The sequence below is a fragment of the Meishania litoralis genome, from assembly GCF_042611095.1.
GTDB classification, from domain to species: Bacteria; Bacteroidota; Bacteroidia; order Flavobacteriales; family Flavobacteriaceae; genus Meishania; species Meishania litoralis.
Window position 1 is genome coordinate 708326 of the sequence record NZ_JBHFPV010000001.1, and the last position, 21850, is coordinate 730175.

At 42.3% G+C, this 21850-nt stretch carries 23 protein-coding genes and 1 tRNA gene; 11 read left to right on the plus strand and 13 right to left on the minus strand.

Annotated elements, in window-relative coordinates; all coding sequences use genetic code 11:
• Positions 1-3: 3 nt before the first annotated feature.
• The 5 genes from ACEZ3G_RS03175 to ACEZ3G_RS03195 all read left to right on the plus strand — a co-directional run bounded on the left by ACEZ3G_RS03175 (position 4) and on the right by ACEZ3G_RS03195 (position 4433).
• Entirely contained in the window at positions 4-276 is a 273-nt protein-coding gene (locus tag ACEZ3G_RS03175) for a peptide methionine sulfoxide reductase (protein WP_432424026.1), read from the plus strand.
• Between the two features lie 103 nt (positions 277-379).
• Positions 380-892 (plus strand): peptide-methionine (S)-S-oxide reductase MsrA, encoded by a 513-nt coding sequence (gene msrA / locus ACEZ3G_RS03180; protein WP_432424027.1) that lies wholly within the window; start codon positions 380-382, stop codon positions 890-892.
• Positions 893-1078: 186 nt separating this feature from the next.
• On the plus strand, positions 1079-1417 hold the full coding sequence (locus tag ACEZ3G_RS03185; protein WP_432424028.1) for a hypothetical protein: 339 nt from the start codon (positions 1079-1081) through the stop codon (positions 1415-1417).
• 38 nt (positions 1418-1455) lie between these two features.
• Entirely contained in the window at positions 1456-3855 is a 2400-nt protein-coding gene (locus ACEZ3G_RS03190; RefSeq protein ID WP_432424029.1) for a TonB-dependent receptor, read from the plus strand.
• Between the two features lie 20 nt (positions 3856-3875).
• Positions 3876-4433, plus strand: a complete 558-nt coding sequence (locus ACEZ3G_RS03195; RefSeq protein ID WP_432424030.1) for a type 1 periplasmic binding fold superfamily protein — start codon at positions 3876-3878, stop codon at positions 4431-4433.
• A 175-nt stretch (positions 4434-4608) separates the two neighbouring features.
• On the opposite strand, the gene ACEZ3G_RS03200 is transcribed toward ACEZ3G_RS03195, so the two are convergent.
• Positions 4609-4690: transfer RNA gene (locus tag ACEZ3G_RS03200), tRNA-Leu, on the minus strand.
• A 122-nt stretch (positions 4691-4812) separates the two neighbouring features.
• On the opposite strand from ACEZ3G_RS03200, the gene ACEZ3G_RS03205 reads away from it, so the two are divergent.
• A complete protein-coding gene (locus ACEZ3G_RS03205; protein ID WP_432424031.1) occupies positions 4813-6201 on the plus strand; it encodes a dipeptidase in 1389 nt (462 codons plus the stop codon).
• A gap of 99 nt (positions 6202-6300) precedes the next feature.
• Here the strand turns inward: ACEZ3G_RS03205 and ACEZ3G_RS03210 are convergent, their stop codons facing one another.
• Positions 6301-6879 carry a PhnA domain-containing protein gene (locus ACEZ3G_RS03210; RefSeq protein WP_432424032.1) on the minus strand — a complete coding sequence of 193 codons (579 nt, stop codon included), beginning with the start codon at positions 6877-6879 and terminating at the stop codon, positions 6301-6303.
• Between the two features lie 116 nt (positions 6880-6995).
• Here ACEZ3G_RS03210 and ACEZ3G_RS03215 point away from each other — a divergent pair, with 116 nt between their 5' ends.
• The 3 genes from ACEZ3G_RS03215 (at position 6996) to ACEZ3G_RS03225 (ending at position 11109) form a co-directional block, all read left to right on the plus strand.
• A complete protein-coding gene (locus ACEZ3G_RS03215) occupies positions 6996-7361 on the plus strand; it encodes a BlaI/MecI/CopY family transcriptional regulator (protein ID WP_432424033.1) in 366 nt (121 codons plus the stop codon).
• Between the two features lie 2 nt (positions 7362-7363).
• Positions 7364-9802 carry a M56 family metallopeptidase gene (locus ACEZ3G_RS03220; RefSeq protein ID WP_432424034.1) on the plus strand — a complete coding sequence of 813 codons (2439 nt, stop codon included), beginning with the start codon at positions 7364-7366 and terminating at the stop codon, positions 9800-9802.
• 206 nt (positions 9803-10008) lie between these two features.
• Entirely contained in the window at positions 10009-11109 is a 1101-nt protein-coding gene (locus tag ACEZ3G_RS03225) for a DUF4407 domain-containing protein (protein ID WP_432424035.1), read from the plus strand.
• Positions 11110-11114: 5 nt separating this feature from the next.
• On the opposite strand, the gene ACEZ3G_RS03230 is transcribed toward ACEZ3G_RS03225, so the two are convergent.
• From ACEZ3G_RS03230 to ACEZ3G_RS03240, 3 genes are all read right to left on the minus strand, one after another.
• Entirely contained in the window at positions 11115-11486 is a 372-nt protein-coding gene (locus ACEZ3G_RS03230) for an Hpt domain-containing protein (RefSeq protein WP_432424036.1), read from the minus strand.
• A gap of 289 nt (positions 11487-11775) precedes the next feature.
• On the minus strand, positions 11776-12858 hold the full coding sequence (locus ACEZ3G_RS03235) for a sialidase family protein (RefSeq protein WP_432424037.1): 1083 nt from the start codon (positions 12856-12858) through the stop codon (positions 11776-11778).
• A gap of 35 nt (positions 12859-12893) precedes the next feature.
• Positions 12894-13742: an AraC family transcriptional regulator gene (locus tag ACEZ3G_RS03240; RefSeq protein WP_432424038.1), complete on the minus strand. Its 849-nt coding sequence runs from the start codon at positions 13740-13742 to the stop codon at positions 12894-12896.
• 124 nt (positions 13743-13866) lie between these two features.
• Here ACEZ3G_RS03240 and ACEZ3G_RS03245 point away from each other — a divergent pair, with 124 nt between their 5' ends.
• Both ACEZ3G_RS03245 and ACEZ3G_RS03250 read left to right on the plus strand, forming a co-directional pair.
• Positions 13867-14790, plus strand: a complete 924-nt coding sequence (locus ACEZ3G_RS03245; protein WP_432424039.1) for a dihydrodipicolinate synthase family protein — start codon at positions 13867-13869, stop codon at positions 14788-14790.
• Complete coding sequence (locus tag ACEZ3G_RS03250) at positions 14787-16277, plus strand: sodium:solute symporter family transporter (protein WP_432424040.1); 1491 nt, start codon at positions 14787-14789, stop codon at positions 16275-16277. Before ACEZ3G_RS03245 ends, ACEZ3G_RS03250 begins: the two co-directional genes overlap by 4 nt.
• A gap of 29 nt (positions 16278-16306) precedes the next feature.
• Here the strand turns inward: ACEZ3G_RS03250 and ACEZ3G_RS03255 are convergent, their stop codons facing one another.
• From ACEZ3G_RS03255 to ACEZ3G_RS03290, 8 genes are all read right to left on the minus strand, one after another.
• Positions 16307-18079, minus strand: a complete 1773-nt coding sequence (locus tag ACEZ3G_RS03255; protein ID WP_432424041.1) for a MutS-related protein — start codon at positions 18077-18079, stop codon at positions 16307-16309.
• A gap of 44 nt (positions 18080-18123) precedes the next feature.
• A complete protein-coding gene (locus ACEZ3G_RS03260) occupies positions 18124-18609 on the minus strand; it encodes a DinB family protein (protein ID WP_432424042.1) in 486 nt (161 codons plus the stop codon).
• A gap of 2 nt (positions 18610-18611) precedes the next feature.
• Positions 18612-18971, minus strand: a complete 360-nt coding sequence (locus ACEZ3G_RS03265) for an MmcQ/YjbR family DNA-binding protein (protein WP_432424043.1) — start codon at positions 18969-18971, stop codon at positions 18612-18614.
• Between the two features lie 9 nt (positions 18972-18980).
• Entirely contained in the window at positions 18981-19511 is a 531-nt protein-coding gene (locus ACEZ3G_RS03270) for a GNAT family N-acetyltransferase (protein WP_432424044.1), read from the minus strand.
• A 2-nt stretch (positions 19512-19513) separates the two neighbouring features.
• Positions 19514-19906, minus strand: coding sequence for a Dabb family protein (locus ACEZ3G_RS03275; RefSeq protein ID WP_432424045.1), 393 nt, complete (start codon positions 19904-19906; stop codon positions 19514-19516).
• Positions 19907-20003: 97 nt separating this feature from the next.
• Positions 20004-20627 carry a DUF4230 domain-containing protein gene (locus tag ACEZ3G_RS03280; RefSeq protein WP_432424046.1) on the minus strand — a complete coding sequence of 208 codons (624 nt, stop codon included), beginning with the start codon at positions 20625-20627 and terminating at the stop codon, positions 20004-20006.
• The gene (locus tag ACEZ3G_RS03285; protein WP_432424047.1) at positions 20620-20979 is read right to left on the minus strand and encodes a DUF4260 domain-containing protein; all 360 of its coding nucleotides are present in this window, start codon (positions 20977-20979) and stop codon (positions 20620-20622) included. The genes ACEZ3G_RS03280 and ACEZ3G_RS03285 overlap by 8 nt, the downstream gene beginning before the upstream one ends.
• The gene (locus tag ACEZ3G_RS03290; protein WP_432424048.1) at positions 20976-21728 is read right to left on the minus strand and encodes a cyclase family protein; all 753 of its coding nucleotides are present in this window, start codon (positions 21726-21728) and stop codon (positions 20976-20978) included. Before ACEZ3G_RS03290 ends, ACEZ3G_RS03285 begins: the two co-directional genes overlap by 4 nt.
• Between the last annotated feature and the right edge of the window lie 122 nt (positions 21729-21850).

Consider the following 21850-nt stretch of genomic DNA (forward strand, 5'->3'; position numbering starts at 1 on the left):
ATAATGAACGAATCGGTTCTAAATATGATGGATAAAATACCCGAAGGTTATTCAGAAGGTATTTATTGCGGTACCAAATATGGAATAACAAAAACCTTTTTCAATAAGGGCAAATCACTTAAAATTTTTGGCAAGGCCCTGGGAGGATCTGATTTTGTAAGTTTCAATTATTATTTCATAAAAAATGAAGGTTTATTAAAGCCATGTGAGATGCCTGAATCAAAAGTCATTGATTTTCTTCAAAAATTGATGCTTACGCCTGACAAGGAACAATGAGCCATAAATAATCGCTTTGAATTGACTTTCGCGTTATTCCATGTAATTTTATTATGCGATTGCAGACTAAATAAAGAAGTTTTCTAAATAAAAAAATATCAAAATGGACCATTATAAGAAAGCATATATTGCCGGTGGTTGTTTCTGGGGCATGGAAGACCTTTTTAGACTACGGCCCGGCATCAAGGATACCGAAGTAGGGTACCAAGGTGGACAAAATGACCATCCTACCTATAGTAATCATCCTGGGCATGCCGAAGGTATCGAATTGACCTATGACCCTAATATTACATCTTTCAAAGAAATTTTGGACTATTTTTTCAGAATGCATGATCCAACCACCATTGACCGGCAGGGCAATGATAAAGGTTCAAGTTACCGTTCTGCCATTTTTTATCAAGATGAAGAAGAAAAGGCGATTGCGAAAGAAATAATCGAGATCGTCGATGCCTCTGGCAAGTGGCAGGGCAAAGTGGTCACCACCTTGGAACCCTATTCTACCTTTTGGCCCGCTGAGGAATACCATCAAGACTACTTGGTGAAGAATCCCAATGGCTACACTTGTCATTACCTCAGATTCGAAGATAGTTTTATAAAAGAAGCGGCAAGCCGATAATTCGTTATCCACCCCTCTTTTTTTGCAAATGTGAGAATAGCATTTCAATGAATTAAGTATGAGATATGTTGAACCCACCAACAATAATCCCAAGCAATTTTCTCTGGTATCCAAATAATTACAAAAGTTTTCATTATCGTTTCATATCTTTACGATTACATTTTTCAGTTGGAAAATACAATTTAGGTGAGTACCCAAAAAAAAATTGGACATATCATTGCAGCATTGATGCTATTGGCGGCATTGATGCTACCTACCACTGTACAGTTTTTTCATATCGTAGATGGTGAATCTCACGAACAAGTTGAGTGTAAAGACCAGAGCACCCACATTCACCAAGGCGTTCCCGACTGTCAGGTATGTCAGTTTCATTTGGCCTCTTTCAACTATGATTTGGCCCGATATTCCGATTTTACCCCTACTATTGTACCGTCAAGGGTTGAAAATCAGTTTCGTGTACTTAGACTTCATTCCTTCAAAGTAACAAATACCCAATTAAGGGCGCCCCCACAGTTTCTTAGTTAAAAAAAGAACCCAGTTTTTATTTTAATCAAGAATTCCATATGCGTTTCTATGTAATGGTATTATTGTTATTGAGCAGTATACCTTCTATATCGCAAAATTGCGATTATACCCTTTCGGGCACGGTGGCCGACCTACACGATGGCTCGGTTCTGGTCGGTGCATTGCTGATCGTAGCCGGCACTGAACAGGCGGTCGTGACCGATGTGGACGGAAAATTCGCTTTTGCCGGTCTATGTGAGAACACCTATTCGATACAGGTTTCTCACCCCTTCTGTATCACAAGGGGGTTTTCGGTGAAAGTATCGGGCAATACGACCCGAAATTTTCAGTTGGAACATCATTTGGAAGAGCTCAATGAAGTGACAATTCAGGGCAAGGCTTTCCAGAACAAGAGCAAGACCTCTTTTGAAAACGAAATATCAATAGTCGAATTGGAGCGTTTCAGCAACGGTTCTTTGGGTGATGCCCTAAATAGCTTGAGCGGTGTTTCATCATTGAACACGGGAAATACTGTCGTAAAGCCTTTGATCAATGGTCTGCACAGCAGCCGTGTGATCATCATGAACGATGGGGTACGGATGGAAGATCAAGAATGGGGCGCCGAACATGCTCCCAATATGGACATCAATACCGCCGGGAACATTACTTTGATCAAAGGAGCAGGAGCTTTGCAGTTTGGTGGCGATGCGGTTGGCGGGGTCATTATCACAGAGGCGCCGAAGGTTTCCCTAAAGGATAGTCTCTACGGAAAGACCTCATTGACAGGGGCTTCGAACGGAAGGGGCGGATCACTGACCTCTCGGCTTACCAAAAGTTTTCAGAGTGGTTGGCACGGTACCGTACAAGGAACCGTGAAGCGGTTTGGCGATTTTGAGGCACCGGACTACGTGCTGAGCAACACCGGTATTTTTGAGCGTAATGCCTCATTGCGTATCGGCCTAAATCGTTTCTCCTATGCGATAGAAGCCTATTATACATTGTTCAAGAACGAGATCGGTATTTTGCGGGCTTCCCATTTGGGCGGCGCGCAAGACCAATTGCGGGCGATTAAAAGTGACCGACCGTTGGTAATTGATGATTTTACGTACGACATCGCCGAGCCCAGACAAGATGTCACCCACCATTTGGCCACGTTCAAGGCATTCAAAAGGTTCGATGGTTTGGGCAAATTAAGTCTGCAATACGATTTTCAGCGCAATCATAGACTCGAATTCGATATCAGGCGTGGGGATGATAGGGACAAGGCCTCGTTGGACCTTCAATTGGACACTCATACTTTGATGTTGGATTTAAATTCGCGTTTCTCGGAATCGGTAAATTTCAAAGCCGGATTATCGGCCCGTTACCAGAATAATTTCGCCGATCCCGGCACTGGTGTACGACGCTTGATTCCCGACTATGATAAATACGACTTGGGCGTGTATGGAATCTTGGATTATCGATTGAACGAAAGCTGGTTCTTAGAGGCAGGGGGGCGTTTTGACTATACGTATATGGATGTTTTCAAGTTTTATCGCACTTCCTTTTGGCAGTCACGCAACTATGACACCCTTTTTCCAGAGTTGGTAATCGAAGAGGTGGGAAACCAAATTTTGACGAATCCCCAATTGAATTTTTATAACCATTCGGCAACGGCAGGTGCGACCTATTCTTTTGGAAAAGGTTACAATCTGTTCATTAATTATTCATTGGCTACCCGTGCCCCTAATCCTTCAGAACTCTTTAGCGAAGGGTTGCACCATTCGGCCTCCAGGATCGAGCTGGGAGATTTGCGTTTCGATCCCGAGACCGCCCATAAATTTTCCTCGACGCTGCAGCGCGAGAATGAAAATTTCGGTTTCTCGTTGAATCCGTACATCAATTTGATCAATGATTTTATCGTTATCGAACCAACGGAAATCCAACAGACCGTTAGGGGCAATTTTCAGGTTTGGGAATACCGCCAGACCGATGCCCGATTATTGGGTGTGGATGTGGATGCCTCCTATGCCTTCGCCAAAAATTTCCGTTTCGACCACCAATTTTCCTTTGTCAAAGGATATGACCGCAGTCAAAAGGAAGCCTTGATCGATATTCCACCGGTCAACACCAAAAACGGACTGGTCTATCATAATCGCGATTTCAATAATATATGGTTGCAACTGCAAAGCGAATATGTGTTTCGGCAGAACGAATATCCAAATAACAATTTTGAAGTGTTCATACCGGAAACCGAAACATTTGAAATTGTAGATGTAAGCACGCCACCAAGCGCTTACCATCTGCTAAATTTTAATTCGAGTATCGACTTTGACATTAGCCAAAAGTCGACACTTACCTTAGGCCTTGAAGTGACAAATATATTTAACACTTCATACCGAAACTACCTGAATCGACTGCGCTTCTATGCCGACGATTTAGGCAGAAACCTTTTACTTCATCTTAGAATTAATTATTAATTTTTTTAAAACAAAAGACAATGAGAATTTTGAAATATATAAGCATAATATTGTTCACGGGAATTTTATCGATCGCTTGCTCAAGTGATGACAATGGCACTCCGATGGCCGTAAACGAAGAAGAGGTGATCACCACATTGGCCGTTACCCTAACCCCTGATGGGGGTGGCACGGCCATTACACTGCAGACCCGAGATTTGGATGGTGACGGCCCAAATGCCCCAGAGATAACCGTTTCAGGAAATTTGGCGGCAGGGGTCACCTACAATGGCAGCATTGTTTTATTGAACGAAACCGAAACGCCTGCCGAGGACATTACAAAAGAAGTGGTGGCAGAAGCCAAGGAGCATCAACTTTTTTACACTTCCGGCGGTGGACTTGAAATAACCACTGCGTACATTGATACAGACAGTGATGGCAACCCATTAGGGACCAAATTCACCCTTACCGCCGGAAATCCCAGTTCGGGCACGCTCACCTTTACATTGCGCCACGAGCCTACAAAACCTAATGCCGGACTCTCCAATGCAGGCGGAGAGACCGATTTGGAGGCAACTTTTAGCGTTACTGTCGAGTAGGCCTGATATTATTTTACAGTAGATCGAAAAAAGCCGACTTTTAAAAGTCGGCTTTTCTATTTGTACAGGCGGAGAGACTTATTTCGGCTACGCTCAGCATAAACTTCTCGTCTCTCCTTACAATATGATTTTGTCAAAATAAAAAAGCTTCTCGTTCAAGAGAAGCTTTTTACAGTACAGGCGGAGAGACTCGAACTCTCACACCTTGCGGCACTAGATCCTAAGTCTAGCGTGTCTACCAATTCCACCACGCCTGCATTTCCCTCCCGATTGTATCGGGAAAAACGGGATGCAAATATAAGGCAAAAATTCAATTTTAAAATAGATCGACTTTAAAAAGTTCTTTTGCTAATTTTAGCCAAAGAACAAACTCGCTTCCATGCAAAACATTCAACATTACATTGCCCAAAACAAAGACCGATTTATTAATGAACTTTTCGAATTGCTTAAAATTCCCTCGATAAGTGCCGACTCGGCATTTTCCCAAGATGTGATAAATACCGCCGAAATGGTCAAAAAGTCATTGAAAGAAGCCGGTTGTGATATCGTGGAAATCTGCGAGACCGATGGGTACCCGATCGTATATGGCGAAAAAACGATCGACGAGAATCTACCTACGGTTTTAGTCTACGGACACTACGATGTGCAGCCTCCCGACCCAATGGATTTATGGAATTCTCCACCATTCGAACCCGTAATCAAAGAAACATCTAGACACCCTGACGGTGCTATTTTTGCCCGAGGTGCCTGTGACGATAAAGGACAATTCTATATGCATGTCAAGGCAGTGGAATTCATGATCAAAACAGATCAATTGCCCTGTAATGTAAAATTTATGATCGAAGGTGAAGAAGAGGTCGGTAGCAAAAGTCTTTCTGCATTTGTTGCTGGCAACCAGGCAAAACTTGCCAATGATATCATCTTGATCTCAGATACGGGTATGATCGCGAACGACGTGCCCTCTATCACTACCGGTCTTCGAGGCCTTAGTTATGTCGAGGTCGAGATGACCGGTCCGAACCGAGATCTGCATTCAGGGCTCTACGGCGGTGCTGTGGCCAATCCGATAAATGTTTTGAGCAAAATGATCGCTTCGCTCCATGATGAAAACAACCATATCACCATTCCCGGTTTTTATGATAAGGTCGAGGAATTGACCGCTGAAGAAAGGGGCGAGATGGCCAAAGCTCCCTTTAGCCTTGAGGATTACCAAATGGCATTGGACATCGAATCGGTTTACGGCGAAAAAGGATATACCACCAATGAAAGGAACTCCATTAGGCCTACCTTGGATGTCAACGGTATCTGGGGCGGTTATATCGGCGAGGGTGCCAAAACCGTGATTGCCAGCAAGGCCTATGCGAAAATCTCCATGCGTTTGGTACCCCATCAAGATTGGCAGGAAATCACCCGATTGTTTACCGAACATTTTGAGAATATCGCCCCAAAAGGAGTAAAAGTGAAAGTTACGCCCCACCACGGTGGACAGGGCTATGTGACCCCAATCGATACGATTGGCTACCGAGCAGCTTCAAGAGCATATGAGACCACCTTCGGAAAAAAGCCGATACCACAGCGTAGTGGAGGAAGCATTCCTATCGTTTCCCTTTTCGAAAAAGAATTGGGCAGTAAAACCATCTTAATGGGTTTTGGTCTTGACAGCGACGCCATTCATTCGCCCAACGAACATTTCGGTATCTGGAACTATCTAAAGGGCATTGAGACCATTCCTCATTTCTATCATTTTTTTACCGAGATGAGTTCTTGATGTTGGATGTTGAATCATGGATGTTGAATGTTGAATGTTGAATAAAGAAACAACTATCAACTATCAACTATCAACTATCAACTATCAACTATCAACTAATTACACCTTCTTCACATATTTGGTAATGATCACGATATGTTGACCGTCAACCTTGCCTTCTATATATTCGGCGTTATCCCGATCCAAAGAAATCCTTCTGACGGCCGTGCCCTGCTTTGCCACCATGCTTGAACCTTTGACCTTCAGGTCTTTGACCAAGACAACACTGTCGCCATTTTCAAGGATGGCTCCATTGACATCTCTATGGATTATTTTTTCGCTTTCCGACAATCCTTCACCGGTCGCCTTCGCCCAAAGCAGTGTTTCATCATCGAGATAGAGCATATCCAATAGATCCTGCGGCCATCCTTCGGCTTTCAGACGTGTGAGCATTCGCCATGCCACTACCTTTACGGCATCGTGTTCGCTCCACATACTATCGTTCAAACAACGCCAATGATTAGGATCCATTTTAGCCACATCCTCAATTTGACCGATACAGGCGCTACAGGCCAATAAACTTCCATCTACACCACCCGTCGATACCGGCGGAACTTCATATACTTGCAAATCAGCTGTGGCCGAACATAGTTCGCATTTTGAACCACTTCTGCCTTGCAACACTTCCAATAAACCCATTCTATTCGTTTTTGAAGATTGCAAACTTAATACAATCCCAAGAATTTTTCCTTTCTACATTTGTAGAATTAAAATATTTGTTCTATGTTTGTAGAACATTCTCTAAAAACGTAGAAATGCAACTATCAAAATCGGAAGAAGAATTAATGAATTTGCTCTGGAAACAGAAAAAGGCCTTTATGAAAGACCTACTGGATGCCTACCCCGAGCCAAAACCTGCGACGACAACGGTCGCCACGCTTTTGAAGCGCATGACCGATAAAGGTTTCGTCAATTATAAAAGTCTTGGCCGATCTAGGGAATATTACCCGTTGGTCAAAAAGAAAGACTATTTCTCAAAACACGTAAACGGACTCATAAAAAACTTTTTCAATGACAGTGCCAGTCAGTTTGCCTCATTCTTTGCGCAGGAAACAAACCTTAGCAAAACAGAATTGGAAGAATTAAAAAAATTGATCGATAACGAAATAAAAAAGAAATAACCATGGTCATTTTCCTTGTAAAATCCGCTGCATGCATGCTCTTTTTCTTTCTTTTCTATAAGCTTTTGCTGGAACAAGAAAGCATGCATAAATTCAAACGGTTCTATTTATTGGCAGCCCTTGTGATTTCTTTTATAATACCGAGTATTGTCTTGACGGAATATGTTGAAGTACGGCCCGCAACATCATCCTTGCTCACCACCATACCTTCTGCAACCCCTGAAACAAGCCAAAATCCAGTAGCCGCCCAAGCCATAGACCCATTTGATTGGACGTTGTTTCTTTGGATTGTTTACGGAATAGGTTTCCTCGGTTTCGCAATCCGGTTCTTCGGTCATCTTTTTCAGATACGCAAAAGAATCAAGAAAAACCCCAAACTAAAAGGTCTTTTTATCACAAAAGTGCTTTTGTTGGAACAATTACCTCCGCATACTTTTTTCAGTTACATCTTCGTGAACAAAAAGAAATTCGAAAACAACGACATCCCCGAAGAAGTGATGCTCCATGAAGAAACCCATGCCAAACAGCGGCATAGTATCGATGTGCTGTTCGTCGAATTTTTACAGATTTTATTCTGGTTCAATCCGCTTGTGCATTTGTATAAGACGGCCATAAAACTCAATCACGAATTTTTGGCGGATAATGCCGTACTAAAAAAGAACCAAAATAGCACCAACTATCAAAATACATTGCTCTCGTACTTATCACACGATAGCGCCGAAAAATATCAGTCGACCGGCATCGCGAATGCCATTAATTATTCATCAATCAAAAAACGTTTCACCATTATGAAAAAACAAACATCGAAGAAATCTATCTTGTTAAGAAGCCTTTTGCTAATACCCTTATTGGCCTTGCTGTTATTTGGATTTAGCTCAAGTAAACTGGTTGTAAAAAAGACCAATTCCGCCCTTGAAATTACGAATTACACCGCGAGAAGCTTAAGTATCGAAATTCTAGAAAACGGCAACTACTTAATTGAGGAAAAGAAGGCTAACAAGGATAACTTTAAGGAGGTGATCAATCAATTCAACACAGATGTCAAACCTGAAATTAGAAATAAGATTTTGAACATTCATTTGACCTCTTCCAAAGAAATTGCCAATAGTGAAATCTGGTTTGTATATAATTCCGTTTTAGAATATGGCTTTTACCGTATAGTCACACCTAATCAAGAGATTATTAGAGAAAAAGGAAATAAGCCCTTTGCTGATGAAGTTGACAGGTTAAATGAATTGGCACCCAATTTGATTGAAAAAGGATCTGACAATCTAATTAAATCAAGACTGAATCAATTTCAAATTCTCGTAACCAGTACCCCAAAAGGAATAAAATTAAATTGCATAGAAGGTTGTGCATGGTTAGAATTAGATTTCACGCTCGATACCGGAGCAAAGCAATTACTGGATAAATATGGCATGGTGGATTCAAGACAAGTGAACGAAAAAAACACTGACAATCTCCTGATTTCATTCGAAAAAACAGGAGAAAAAATATTACTCCATGGACTCAAAGGGACTGCCTGGAATAAACTAAGCTTTTCCCTTGCTGAAAATAAACCTCAAAAAATCAATCAGTTAGGCAATGTAACCGAGCAACAAAACTTTTCAAAAGAACAAATTCTCATCGCTGAAGTTATCGAAATCCGTATTAATAAATCAGGGCAAGTTCTGATAAAAGACAAAATAGTCTCCATGGACGAATTGCCAACATACCTATCAAAAATAAATACACACCTTTCCTTCGAACAGCGAAAAAAAACTGTTCGATCCATTGTAAGAGTGGATACCAACACCCCAAAAGATGTAATACAAAAAGTGGATCAGATCCTAACAGAGTATGGTTGCGCCACGATTAATATTATAGGTGCGGAGGATTCGCCTCGGTCAAAAGTTCAAAGTAGTGCGACCCGCAAGGAAATGAAGGAGTACAATGCCTTGGCCAAAAAGTACAACGAGATGGATCGCTCGAACATGATCATCAAAAAGAAGGATGTCGAAAGGCTAAAATATATCTATGGTCTAATGTCGGACAAACAACGTGCCGATGCCGAACCTTTTCCCGATTTCCCAAAACCGCCACCACCACCGCCTCCTGCCCCTGTTCCCGATATAGAGGATGTAAAGGAACTTCCTCCACCTCCTCCTTCACCAAGAATGCATAAAGGACGGTCATCAGATGTTCCTCCACCTCCGGCCCCAAGAGGGGTAAATGAGATTATCGAGGTTCCACCCCCTCCTCCTCCGCCAAAAACGCCATTGGACCATGTCATAGAAATGGCAAAAAAAGATGCGGTTTTCTACTATCAAGACGAAAAAATAAGCTCTGATAGGGCGATTCAAATTCTGAAAGAGAACGATAAGATCAATATCGATTCACGCGCGAACGGAAAGAGGCCTATTGTAAAATTATCGACGGCGCCAATCGTAATCGAAAACTGACAAAATCATAATTTTTATCCAAAGCCTCGAAATTCGAGGCTTTTTTTGTAACAAAACGACCAAGGTCGCGTTCTAATACTATTGTTCCCTTTTCTTACACCTACCTTTCTGCTATTGGTCCCGGTTCGAGCGCAATCAAGAACTATCTATTATCTTTTGACGGCACTCGGCTAGACGGTAGTTATTAATTCATCGATCAATCGACTATGTTACAAGACTTTTTCATTCTCTGCTCTGGGGCCGATGCGGCCATTTTAAAAACGTGTTCAAAAGGTGAACAGAACAAGTACGCCGGTATAGGCGCGACCGTTTTCTTCACTGCTGTAATGGCCTTCATTGCCAGTTCTTATGCTCTTTATACCGTTTTTGACACTATCTGGTCCTCGGTTTTTTTCGGTTTACTATGGGGATTGCTGATCTTTAACCTCGATCGGTTTATCGTTTCCACTATCAAAAAACGAAACAGTTTCGGCAGTGAACTTGTACAGGCCTCTCCAAGAATCGTTTTGGCCATCATCATTGCAATGGTCATTTCCAAGCCTTTGGAAATGAAGATTTTTGAAAAGGAGATCAATCAGGTGTTGCTCGAACAGAAGAACGAAATGACATTGGCCAACAAGCAACAGCTTGCCCTCCAATACACGCCTGCCGTGGACAAATTGAATCAAGAGATCGTTGGCCTTAAAGCGGAAATAGCAGCGAAGGAGGCCGAAACCAATGCACTATACGACACATATATATCGGAGGCGGAAGGAAGGGCCGGAACCATGTTATTGGGAAAAGGCCCCGTATATAAGGAAAAACGTGAGAAGCACGATGCCGCATTGGCCGAACTTACAGCATTAAAGGAAACCAACAACGAGAAAATAAAAGGTATCGAGGCGCAAATTGCCGCCCTGAATACCGAGTATGCCCAGGTAGTGAACGACTCGCAGCCCATAATCGATGGTTTCGACGGACTCATGGCCCGCATAAACGCCTTGGGAGAATTGCCGTGGATGCCTTCATTTTTCATATTCCTGTTGTTTTTGGCCATAGAGACCTCGCCTATCATCGCCAAATTATTGGCTCCAAAGGGTGAATATGACCTAAAATTGGAAGATGAAGAGAGCACCTTAAAAACCTGGGTAACCCAGAAAGTAATGCAGCGTGAAAAATTATTGGCCACAGATACCGAACTGAACGAAAAAATCTATGGGGAAATTGCCGAGGAAGAAGCGGTTTACGCCTACAAAAAACAGAAGGCCGAAGAACTATTGAAGTTACAGGCCGATGCTTTTCACGATTTACAGGTAAAAAGCCTGTAGAGTTCCTAGCCAACGTAATCGCCCTGCATACTGGATTCTGTCTCCTTCAGAAAAATATCGATTGTCTTTAATATCTTTTTAAAGTCTTCGTCAAGTTCCGTATCACCAATATGTAATTTTTCCTCATGCTGTTCAGCGAAATCAGATGCCTTTGGCATTCCCAATACCCGAATCTTGTGCTTCAGTTTATGCACCATTTCTGCCGCGGCCCTTGGTTCTCCCCGATTGATATGAAAAAGGTATTTACCTAAATTCATGGAAAATTCATGCTTAAGACTAGCTACGAACTTCTGCTCAAAATCAAAATCAGAAGTACCGGCCAGCTCCACTACATAAGCCAGATTTGGGGACTCCTCCCTATAATTATTACGCTGCATAACAACCATTGAATGACAAAATGGTGTGAATTTGTTGCTCTGAGTCAAAATCTTCTCTTTAAGTCAACTACCTATACAAAAGTAGGAATTATATTACTTTTATATAATTTTTGTTGTGAAACACTTAATCTAGGTAGGTCATTTACGCAATATGTGTTTTTTCGTAAAGTTGAATCCCGATATAGATGCCGAATGCGAAAAGAAAGACAGCCAAGAGGGTTTAAAACAAATAGATCTAATCAATTTTGAAGAAATCAGGGCTTTATCACCATACAAACTTCTAAAATGTCTATTTCAGTTTTTCGGGGTTCAAGGTTATGTACTTGACGGTCTTTCGATTCCAGGTGTAGACCAAATGTATTGTTTCATCCTCAGCTTGTATGACTGTGGGATACGAATATTCTTCTCCCTCCTTGTCCGTAGTTTTGCGCAAAGGTTCAAGATCCAAAATACGTTTCCACTCTTTACCATTCTTTGAAATTGCGATACTCAAAGGAACCCTATCGCCCCAATTTTTTTCGGTCGGATTATAGACCAAAAGTTGTCGGCCATCTTTTAACGTGATCCCATCGATACCCGAATTGGGGTTCGGAAGCGAAGTGGCCGTCATTTTGCTCCAAGTTTTTCCACTATCGGTAGACCAGTTTTGACCGATTACTCCATTTTTTGTCCGGCTCAATAATTGAAATTTTCCGTTACCATAATAATAGATTACGGGTTGTATGGCTCCAAATTTATCTGGATCATTAAGTGGGCCGGTTTTGGACCAACTCTTTCCAAAATCATCGCTGGTTTCAATGTGAATCGTCCAAACTCCATCTTTCGTTTCGTTGCTCGATGGAGAGAGAATTGTACCATCGCCCAGCTGGATAGGTTGGTTCTTGATGGGCCCTAATATACCTTCCGGAAGTTTTGCAGGTTCGGACCATGTTATGCCATCATTTTCAGAGGTCATTACCATACCCCACCATTCTTGCGGACTCGGCCCTACTTTATAGAACAAATGCAATGACCGATCTTTGGATTTGAACAGCACGGGATTCCAACATGGATATCGCGTATCATCTTCTTGAACCCCGTTGACGACCTCGACCGGAACCGACCAAGAACCGTTTACATTTCTAGAGACCCAAATACCAACATCCTTATTTTTTTCCTTGGTGCCCCCAAACCAAGATGCAACGACCGTTGCATTGCTCACTGCGACCGTAGAGGCGTGGCATTCAGGAGTCAAGGCGTCCTCCAAATCGTAAATAAACTCTTGGGTCATTACGGCCGGATGATCTAGAGGTCGAACCGAAGGTAATTTCTTTTCTTGCCCTAGACCAAAAATGGCCGTATTCAGGGCCACAATGATGAATAGTATTCTCATATTATATGGTTATTTATACTCATTTGAGCCCAAGATCAAGCAAGGCTTTTTCGGTACTCCGAAGGGGTCATACCCATGATACTCTTAAAATAATGGTTGAAATTGGCCAAATTATTATAGCCGCTTTCGAAACAAATCTGGGTTATCTGCCTATCTGATTCTGCCAACAACTTGGCCGCCATACCAACACGTACCCGCTTGACGTACTCCATAAATGTAAGATCGGTCTTTTTTTTGAAAAACCTACAAAACGAACCTGGGGCCATGTGCAATAATGCAGCAGCTTCTTCTAAACGAACGCCTTCCTGAACATGCTGAAAAACATATTCGTAGACCTTGTTGATCTTCTCAAGATTCTTTGAGAAGGAATCCGTTTTGTTTATGGGGTTCGAGAGTTTTTCACGCCCCTCGACCTGTAGCAGCAAATTAAACACTTTCAATAGCTCTATATAATATTCGAGACCTTCAAGCCATGTCATTTTTTCAAACGTTGCCTGAATTTTGCCATAATCCTCAACTTTAAAACGTAGGCCCCGTTCCGATTGCCTTAAAAGTCGCAATACTTTTTCCAACTCGGGCATCCTGAAAAAATCCGATTTCATAACATCCTCCGAAAAATGGGTAACGATGCAAAAAGAAGTGTTTTCCTTTTCGCAAGGCGACAATTCCCAACAATGTGGAAGATCAGGCCCCATCAACACCAAATCGCCCCTTTCAAATCCTGAAATATTGTCGCCCACGATCCTACGGCCCGATCCCGATAAGATGAAATTAAGTTCGAAATTTTTATGGGAATGAATATTATCCACAGACTTCAAAGGAAGTTTTCTCGTAATGAACGAGTGCCTATCGGGAACATGAATCTTCTCAAAAACAAATTCCATAACATTTATATTAACCCCAATCCTTCAATTTACAACTTAAATGGATTTTTTTGAGTTAAAAAATCATGTATTTAGCACAATATTTTAGTAGCGCAAAAATCGATTTTGAGCGTTATTTGTTTTTATGGACTTACCGCTCAAAGGAATCATACCGCCTTTGGTCACCCCATTAACTGAAAATGGGGAACTCGACTTACATGGCCTCAATAATTTAATCGGCCATGTCATGGGCGGCGGGGTACACGGATTATTTCTTTTGGGCACTACGGGAGAAGGAACGAGCCTATCTTACAAAATAAGAAGACAAATGGTTACGGAGACCTGTAACCTTGTTCAAAACAGCATTCCCCTACTGGTATGTATCACCGACACGGCATTGGAAGAGTCATTGCATCTGGCCGAACACGCAAAGCAAGCGGGTGCCGATGTTCTGGTCATTGCACCTCCCTACTATCTGCCCATTTCACAAACTGAAATGCAAGACTATTTAGAACTACTGCTGCCCAAATTGCCGTTGCCCTTTTTATTGTACAATATGCCAAGCTGTACCAAATTGAACCTATCCATAGATACGATCAAAAAGGCTCGAAACATGGGCGCCCTGGGAATAAAGGACAGTTCGGGTGATCTGGATTACCTAAAAACATTGCTCAAAGAATTTGAGAACAATAAAGACTTCTCGATCATTACCGGTTCCGAACTATATCTGCCAGAGACCATCTTGAACGGTGGACATGGTGCCGTAGCCGGGGGCGCCAATTTTTTTCCCAAGCTATTTGTAGACCTTTATGAAGCCTCATTGGCGAGGGATATGCAGAGAATTACGTTACTTCGTAAAAAAATAGTCCAAATAGACAATACCATCTACAACGTGGGGCAGAACAGTTCAAAATATATCAAGGGCATTAAAAGTGCACTAGCGGCTTTGGGTATCTGTGGTGATTTTACGGCTCCACCCGTCGCGCGTTTTGACGAACTTGACCGTGGAAAAATCAAAGCGCATATGGATGAATTTTTCTTGGACACCTCATTCAGCCTTACCAAATGAACTATGAACTAGGCTACATCGATCTTGCCATAATTATCATCTATGGCCTCATACTGTTGGGTATGGGCGTATATTTTTTTAAAAAAAGTAGATCTTCCGAGCAGTTCATGGTCGCAGGCAAGAGCATTCCTGCCTGGGCAGCGGGCATCGCCGTCATGAGCACCTACACCAGTAGCATCTCATATATCGCCGTTCCGGGCAAGGCCTTCGATGATAATTGGCACCCTTTGATCTTCGCACTGACCGCCATCCCCGTAACCTGGTTCGTGACCAAATATGTCATTCCCCACTACAGAAAAAACAAAATCGTATCGGTCTACAGTTATTTGGAAGAAAAAATCGGCGGTTGGGGGCGACTGTACGCCGCGCTTTCATTCTTGCTCTTTATGGTCGGAAGGGTGGCCGTCATACTATATCTTTCATCACTTTTATTGACCTCGTTCGTCGATACCGATATCGGTACGGTCATCGTGCTCGTAGGAATCGTAACGATATTGTACACCCTAATGGGAGGTATGGAAGCCGTCATTTGGACGGATGTAATGCAGTCAGTGATCATGATCGTAGGTATACTTTTCGTAAGCTATGTGCTGACCGCAGAAGTTTTTGCCCGACCCGAATATCTAATACAAAAGGCAGTCGACCAAAATAAGTTCAGTTTAGGAGATTCCGACCTTTCTCTAGGAAGCCGTACGATCTGGGTCATGGTCATTTACGGCATTACCGAGAACATTCGCAATCTTATCGCCGATCAGAACTATACCCAAAAATACAGTTCCGTAGCCACCGAAAAAGAAGCTAAAAAATCAGTTTGGATCGCCATGTTGATCTATTTGCCGTTGACGATTATCTTTTTGTTTATCGGTACGGCCTTGTTTTCGTTCTACGGAGGTAGCGAACATATTCTCAATGAAGCGATTACCAAGGGCGATGAGGTCTTTCCTTTTTTTATAGCCAATGAATTGCCCATTGGCGTAAAAGGGTTGATGATCGCCGCTATAATGGCCGCATCGATGAGTACCGTTGATTCGGCCTTGAACAGTTCGGCGACCGTTATGTTCATCGATTTTTACAAAAAGTATTTTAAACCCGGTGCCTCAGAAAAAAACAGCCTAAAATTCTTACGTCTTTCGACCGTTATCTGGGGAGTACTCGGTATCGGGTTTGCGCTTTTGATGATCCGGGCAAAAAGCGCGTTGGATGTTTGGTGGCAGATTTCCGGGATTTTCGGCGGGGGAATTCTAGGTCTCTTTCTACTGGCCATTTACAACGTAAAAATCACAAGATTACAGGGAGTCGTATCGGTAGTCTTTAGTATTCTGATCATCATTTGGGGTACGTTCGCAAGGGATTTGCCCGAAAACTATTCGTGGATCGAATGTACCATAGACCCCATACTGATCGGAGCGATCGGCACTGCGGCCCTAATCGGACTGGCATTGATTTTTGCCATGGGGAATAAACGAACCAAAAAGGTCAAGATCTAAGTCCTTGGGTTGACGACATGGAGACTAAATCAACTCACGATTCCCATCTTCTTTAAAAGAAAGGAAGCATTCATATTCTGACAAATACCTTCTTTGAATTTATAGTCAAAATGAAGTTCATTGTCTATGATCTCCGCATCGAAAAAGTAGTTCTTGATCTGCGACAGTTCTTCGCTTACTTTGCACAGACTCAGGTCGTGCGTGGCGATGATTCCCGTTGATCTTGAGGCCACCAATCGTTCAACGAACTTTCTTGATCCCTTGGCCTTGTCGGTACTGTTCGTACCTTTCAATATTTCATCGAGAACGATAAAATAGCGGTCTTTTTGAATTTGATCGACGATAAACTTCAGACGTTTCAACTCAGAAAAGAAATACGATTCATCATCGGTCAAAGAATCGGTGGTACGCATGCTCGTAATCAATTTAATGGGCGAATAGATCGTACTTTTCGCACAGACCGGAAGACCGATGTTGGCCATCATGATCTGCAAAGAAACAGTGCGTAGAAACGTGCTCTTACCCGCCATATTGGCCCCGGTAATGATGAAAAATTGTTCATCGTCGATTTGAAAATCGTTAGGCACACACTTTTTAGGGTCCAAAAGAGGATGCCCGGCCTCTTCTGATTTTATGACTATGTTCTCCGAAGTCAACTTCGGAAAAGTATAGGCAGGGTGATTAAATGCAAAATTTCCCAGGCTGTTATAAGCGTCGAAAAAGGCGATGGTATTGAACCAATTCTCGGTTTTTGCCCCGTGTTTCGCTACCCACGCCTCGATTTTAAAGCTTAGGTCAAGGTCTCGAAGCAAGAAAGCGTTGGTGAAAATACTTACGAGAATATTATTGCGTTGGTCCAAGGCCCCAAGCAACTTTGAAAACCGTTTTAAAATAGCAGAGGTTTTTTCATTTTCCGAAATAATCGTTTCCCTTCTCTCCTTAAGCAATTCAGAATCAAAATCAACAGCTTCCAAATCATGGATCAACTTTTGGTATTGGTTGAAAGTGCTTTGAATTTTTGCGGTATCAGATGAAAGTTTATTGACCGCTTTAAAATACTTTGCCGTTATGCCCAGGCCCAAAAGAAACCAAAGACCCAATATCCATCCCGGAACAAAATCCACAAAAAACCCTATGAACAACACCGCTGAAATTATGGAAAAAACCATCGGAAGGGTTTTCATAAAGGCAGGCAAAAATGGTTGGTAACCTTGCATCCATTTATTAATTGCCTTATAGGAGGTTTCGGTTTTTACCAATGAAGCTATGGCCAAAAACTCTTGGCGCCAATCGTACATCTCCCTCAGTTCTTGAATCGCTTTTTGTTTTTGCGCAATGTCAAGAATTGCGTTTTTGGTCAACAAGGCGGCCAACGTATCACTACCCTGTTGTAAAGCTGTACGGTTCAGATATTGGTAAAAAGAACCCCTACCGAACAAGTCGATATCTTGGCTAAAATGATGGCAGGGGTCTTTGTATTCGTTGCCCTGGGGCAAATCGCCAAAATCCCGTCCGAGGACTTTCAGTTCGGTTTTATTCAGGTCGATAAGTGCCAGAAGTTTATCTCTTTGATACTGTAAATCGGTATGTCGGGAAACCAAATAAAGGAAAAGTGCCATCCCAGGAATCAAAATCGCCAAAATCAACTTTATATTCCCCCAGCTCAGATAAATGCCGAACACCGTAACTATAAAGACCAACAAACGCAACAAGCTGGAACCCGAGAGATTTTGCTTGACTTTTGCCAAATGCCCGTCATATTTATTGATACGTTCTTGAAAAAATGAATGGAGGTCATGCATGAAAAGATACCCTAAATTATGAGGCCAAAGATATGTATTATTGACTAGCCCGAGTGGTTTGCCCTATGCATGGCGTGCAACATGGCTATTTGGCCCAGATGGTAGATGTCATGCTGCGAAATACTGGTCAAAATAGGCAGAAAAGTGTACTTTTTACCGGGCACTTGTTCTTGCAGTATTGTCTCGGGCAGGTCGGATAGTTTTTCGATAAGTTCATTCTGCGTCTCGACCAACCTGTCTTTCAGACCATTCCATTCCTTCTCGGTATGTATATGAATGATCGTCCAATCTTCAGGGCTGTCAATTTTCAGGTCATATTCCAAATCACCGTGCAATTTTTTCAAAAGAAAAATACGCCAGTTGATGATATGTTGTACCAAAACGGCAATCGACTTTGCACTATATTTCTGGTCGTTCACGATTTCCCAAGGGATGGAATCCAACTTTTCCATCATTGAGATTCCGTACCACGGCTTGCCGTTAAAACACTCCTTAAGATTATGGATGATATGTTCAAATTCAGTGGTCATATTTAATCAAGGGCTTCAAATTCGGTCTTTAACTTTCGTGTAAATTTTGAGACCACCAAGTCATACGAGTGATCGGTCAACTCCAAAATCAATTTCGGAGGAAGGGATTCCAACAACAGCGTATTCCAATGCACTTTGTTCATATGATATCCCGCAATGATATCGCCATCGTATTCCTCTCGAAGTGAAATAGCCCTTTCGGGGTCGCATTTCAAATTGACCTGTGACGGGGTTCTTTCCAATCCCGATAGGGCAAACATTTTACCCATAACCTTAAAGACCAAAGTCTGTTCGTCAAAAGGGAAATCTTCGGTTACGCCTTTTTTCGATAAGCAATACTCCCTGAATTCTTCAATGTTCATATTCGCTATTTAATGCGCCAATCTTGAAATAAACTCCAGATCCGGCCAATAGTACCTTGTCTTTGTAATCTCGCAATCTCCGATATCGATGTCATTTATGGTCTCCAAAGCATTTCCGCCGATACGTTCATAAAACCTTGCCGCTTTTGTATTGCCGATCAAGACCCATAGGTACATTGAAGTTCTGCCTTTTTCTTTCAAAAGGCCAGCTGCATCTATCATCAACCGCTCTCCGATTCGGCGACCTATAAAATTTGAATCTACATGTAGATTATCGATAAGGGTGCCATATTTTTGATGATCATCGATATAGCCACAGATGAACCCGACTATTTCATTGCCTATTTCGGCAACCAGGACGAATTGATTCTGGCGCGGGTTTTCAAGACGACCCTTCCAAACGGTCAATCGTTCCTCCACAACCTTATTGTCTAAAAAATTATCGCTGAGAGCCCCGCGGTAATTCTGTTGCCAACTTTTGGCATGTAGCGCCGCAATGGCCCTATAATCATGTTTTGAAGCAGTCCTAAAAGCAATCATTTTCAAATACCCTGCGAATCGTAGACGATTACTTTTGACCAGAGGTCGCTAGATTCTTCAATGAACAATTTATGCGGTGCCTCGTCTTGATAATTCTGTTGCGCCTCGGCCGATTCAAAGGTTACGATCAATGAATAGGTGAACGAACCGTCTACCACATCACGGCTCGCCTTTGGGGGCTTGCCGATAAAATTGGTCTTGGCATAGGCCGAATTGTCCAAAAACTTCTGTAGAGAAGTCTCAAAAGCGCTTCGGTCTTCATGGCTATCGGGATTCTTTAGCCAAAAATAGACGGTGTGCGCAAAATTAGGGTCGAATTGTTTCATTTCATTTTTCGTTTGGCCGTAGGTGGTAACGGCGGCAATTAATAATAAGGTGCAAATAATTTTTTTCATGTGTTTAACTTATTGTCATTCAATGGTCACATGTAACCTTTGAGAAAAAAATAATCTTTGTTCTGTGGGTTTAAGGATTATTTTAATCATGTCGGTTTCATTTCTCAAGTATTTTTTTCTGATTTTCTGCCAATTCCAAAGCGGAATAGTCCAATTTCCAACCGATGGTCTCCGCAATTTTCTCTATCAAAAGCACGGCCTCCAAAGCTTCCTTTTTTGCCGTTTCCATGAGTCCGCTTTTCGGTATTTTATCCATGATATGTTGCCGCGCCTCTTTGTTCAAGTTGGTCAGGTCATCTGAAGAAAATGTGTTGAACATGCTGTTCTTGATATCGTAGAACTTCAGATGGGGTTCGATCGACAATACTTCGGGTTGTGGAAAATGGGTCAGTATAATTTTCTTCTTATCGGTGTCGGCCCGCATTTCTATTTTTCTAAAATCGTAGCCAATATGGGTCTTGGCATTGATAATGACCAAGGCTTTCTTTCTGCCGGCGAAAAGATTCATGAACAGGTCTTTGGTATTCTCATACGAATATATTTCGGCAAAATCGCCTTCGACCGAAATCAACTTGCAGACACTTCTGATCTTTTCCAACAGTATGACGGACTGTTCGTTGGTACGTTCTTTCTGTTGCTTCGAGCGAAAACGGGAGAACAGCCAATACATGATGATGGCCCCGAGAATAAATCCTATAACGAGCAGGGGAAAACTATCCATTTTTCTTTCCTATTTCACCTAAATGGGTAAACTTGAATCCGTTATCGTATTTGAGTCCGTAACCAAAAATCCTGTCCAAGCTGGCATGGGCGAACAAAATTACCCCGGTCAATTGAAGTAAAGGTACTGAAAGATAGATCCCCATAAAATATATGGCGACGGCTAGGCCTTTATGATGAAACAAATTGTACGTAAAAGCGCCTATTCTGTTTCCAAAAAGATAACCAATCATCCCGATATCCGGGATCAATATCAGCAGAAGAAACAACCACCATTGATAACCAAGTAAACTGAACAGATAAATGCCCAAAATGAACATAAACAATTCTTCCAACTTCAATATCGCATTCATTCTTCCAAAATTTTATATAAAACTGGACGGCTCGGACTTGCGTCATTTTCAAAAGGGGCCACCTGTAGGTTCAAAAAATAAGTACCGTCATTTATGTAATTGGGAACAAAAACGAACTCGGTTATGGTTGCATTTTTCCGAATTTTCCCCGTTGTGTTCCAAAAGGCATTGTGCGCCAACAAAGCCCCATTGTCTTTTTCCTTGTCCACAGATGGCAAATCGATCAGCAAATGCTCGACATTTCTGGCCGCCAAAAATTCGGCCGTCTGCTCCAACAAATAGGGCGGATTCGTATTCGAATATTGTCGCGATAACTTGTCTTTCAGATTAGGGATTGTTCTGATGACCACGGCATTTCTCTTTTTATCGCCCAAGGCATACTGCATCTGCTTTCTCGAAATCACGAAATCGTTTTGGTACTTCTCGGGGGCGATGGTCACCAACTCGGCCAAAAAGAAAAACCTGTTCAAGTTCTTATTTACCGAATGGAATTCCTCGGTGATATGGCCTACACATTCGGTGTGCGTAACATGCGCATGCGGATTGAACCAAATATCATTGAAGTTCGTAGAGGCCCCTTCGGAAACTTTACCGATAAACTCGCCCTCGGTATGCGGTTCGATTCTCGGTTGATCTAGGTACCATGCGTTCACATTGGTAAAATTACCGAACAGGGGTATCGAAATATCCAAGGGCTTCGAAAGATCGATCCTGTAGTTTGTATCGTTGTTTTTTATAGTGGCTATCATAGGCCTCTCCCCAACCCTCTCCAAAGAAGAGGGAGCAAATTAATGTTCTTGATACTTTACGGGTTGACAATCTATCCCATAAACCATTCTTTGTAAATCAAAACTCTGGGGCATCTCGTTTT

Coding starts and splice junctions, on each gene's coding strand:
- ACEZ3G_RS03175 (WP_432424026.1), top strand. CDS start 4: ATGAACGAATCGGTTCTAAATATGATGGATAAAATACCCGAAGGTTAT.
- msrA (WP_432424027.1), top strand. CDS start 380: ATGGACCATTATAAGAAAGCATATATTGCCGGTGGTTGTTTCTGGGGC.
- ACEZ3G_RS03190 (WP_432424029.1), top strand. CDS start 1,456: ATGCGTTTCTATGTAATGGTATTATTGTTATTGAGCAGTATACCTTCT.
- ACEZ3G_RS03195 (WP_432424030.1), top strand. CDS start 3,876: ATGAGAATTTTGAAATATATAAGCATAATATTGTTCACGGGAATTTTA.
- ACEZ3G_RS03205 (WP_432424031.1), top strand. CDS start 4,813: ATGCAAAACATTCAACATTACATTGCCCAAAACAAAGACCGATTTATT.
- ACEZ3G_RS03210 (WP_432424032.1), bottom strand. CDS start 6,879: ATGGGTTTATTGGAAGTGTTGCAAGGCAGAAGTGGTTCAAAATGCGAA.
- ACEZ3G_RS03215 (WP_432424033.1), top strand. CDS start 6,996: ATGCAACTATCAAAATCGGAAGAAGAATTAATGAATTTGCTCTGGAAA.
- ACEZ3G_RS03220 (WP_432424034.1), top strand. CDS start 7,364: ATGGTCATTTTCCTTGTAAAATCCGCTGCATGCATGCTCTTTTTCTTT.
- ACEZ3G_RS03225 (WP_432424035.1), top strand. CDS start 10,009: ATGTTACAAGACTTTTTCATTCTCTGCTCTGGGGCCGATGCGGCCATT.
- ACEZ3G_RS03230 (WP_432424036.1), bottom strand. CDS start 11,486: ATGCAGCGTAATAATTATAGGGAGGAGTCCCCAAATCTGGCTTATGTA.
- ACEZ3G_RS03235 (WP_432424037.1), bottom strand. CDS start 12,858: ATGAGAATACTATTCATCATTGTGGCCCTGAATACGGCCATTTTTGGT.
- ACEZ3G_RS03240 (WP_432424038.1), bottom strand. CDS start 13,742: ATGGAATTTGTTTTTGAGAAGATTCATGTTCCCGATAGGCACTCGTTC.
- ACEZ3G_RS03245 (WP_432424039.1), top strand. CDS start 13,867: ATGGACTTACCGCTCAAAGGAATCATACCGCCTTTGGTCACCCCATTA.
- ACEZ3G_RS03250 (WP_432424040.1), top strand. CDS start 14,787: ATGAACTATGAACTAGGCTACATCGATCTTGCCATAATTATCATCTAT.
- ACEZ3G_RS03255 (WP_432424041.1), bottom strand. CDS start 18,079: ATGCATGACCTCCATTCATTTTTTCAAGAACGTATCAATAAATATGAC.
- ACEZ3G_RS03260 (WP_432424042.1), bottom strand. CDS start 18,609: ATGACCACTGAATTTGAACATATCATCCATAATCTTAAGGAGTGTTTT.
- ACEZ3G_RS03265 (WP_432424043.1), bottom strand. CDS start 18,971: ATGAACATTGAAGAATTCAGGGAGTATTGCTTATCGAAAAAAGGCGTA.
- ACEZ3G_RS03270 (WP_432424044.1), bottom strand. CDS start 19,511: ATGATTGCTTTTAGGACTGCTTCAAAACATGATTATAGGGCCATTGCG.
- ACEZ3G_RS03275 (WP_432424045.1), bottom strand. CDS start 19,906: ATGAAAAAAATTATTTGCACCTTATTATTAATTGCCGCCGTTACCACC.
- ACEZ3G_RS03280 (WP_432424046.1), bottom strand. CDS start 20,627: ATGGATAGTTTTCCCCTGCTCGTTATAGGATTTATTCTCGGGGCCATC.
- ACEZ3G_RS03285 (WP_432424047.1), bottom strand. CDS start 20,979: ATGAATGCGATATTGAAGTTGGAAGAATTGTTTATGTTCATTTTGGGC.
- ACEZ3G_RS03290 (WP_432424048.1), bottom strand. CDS start 21,728: ATGATAGCCACTATAAAAAACAACGATACAAACTACAGGATCGATCTT.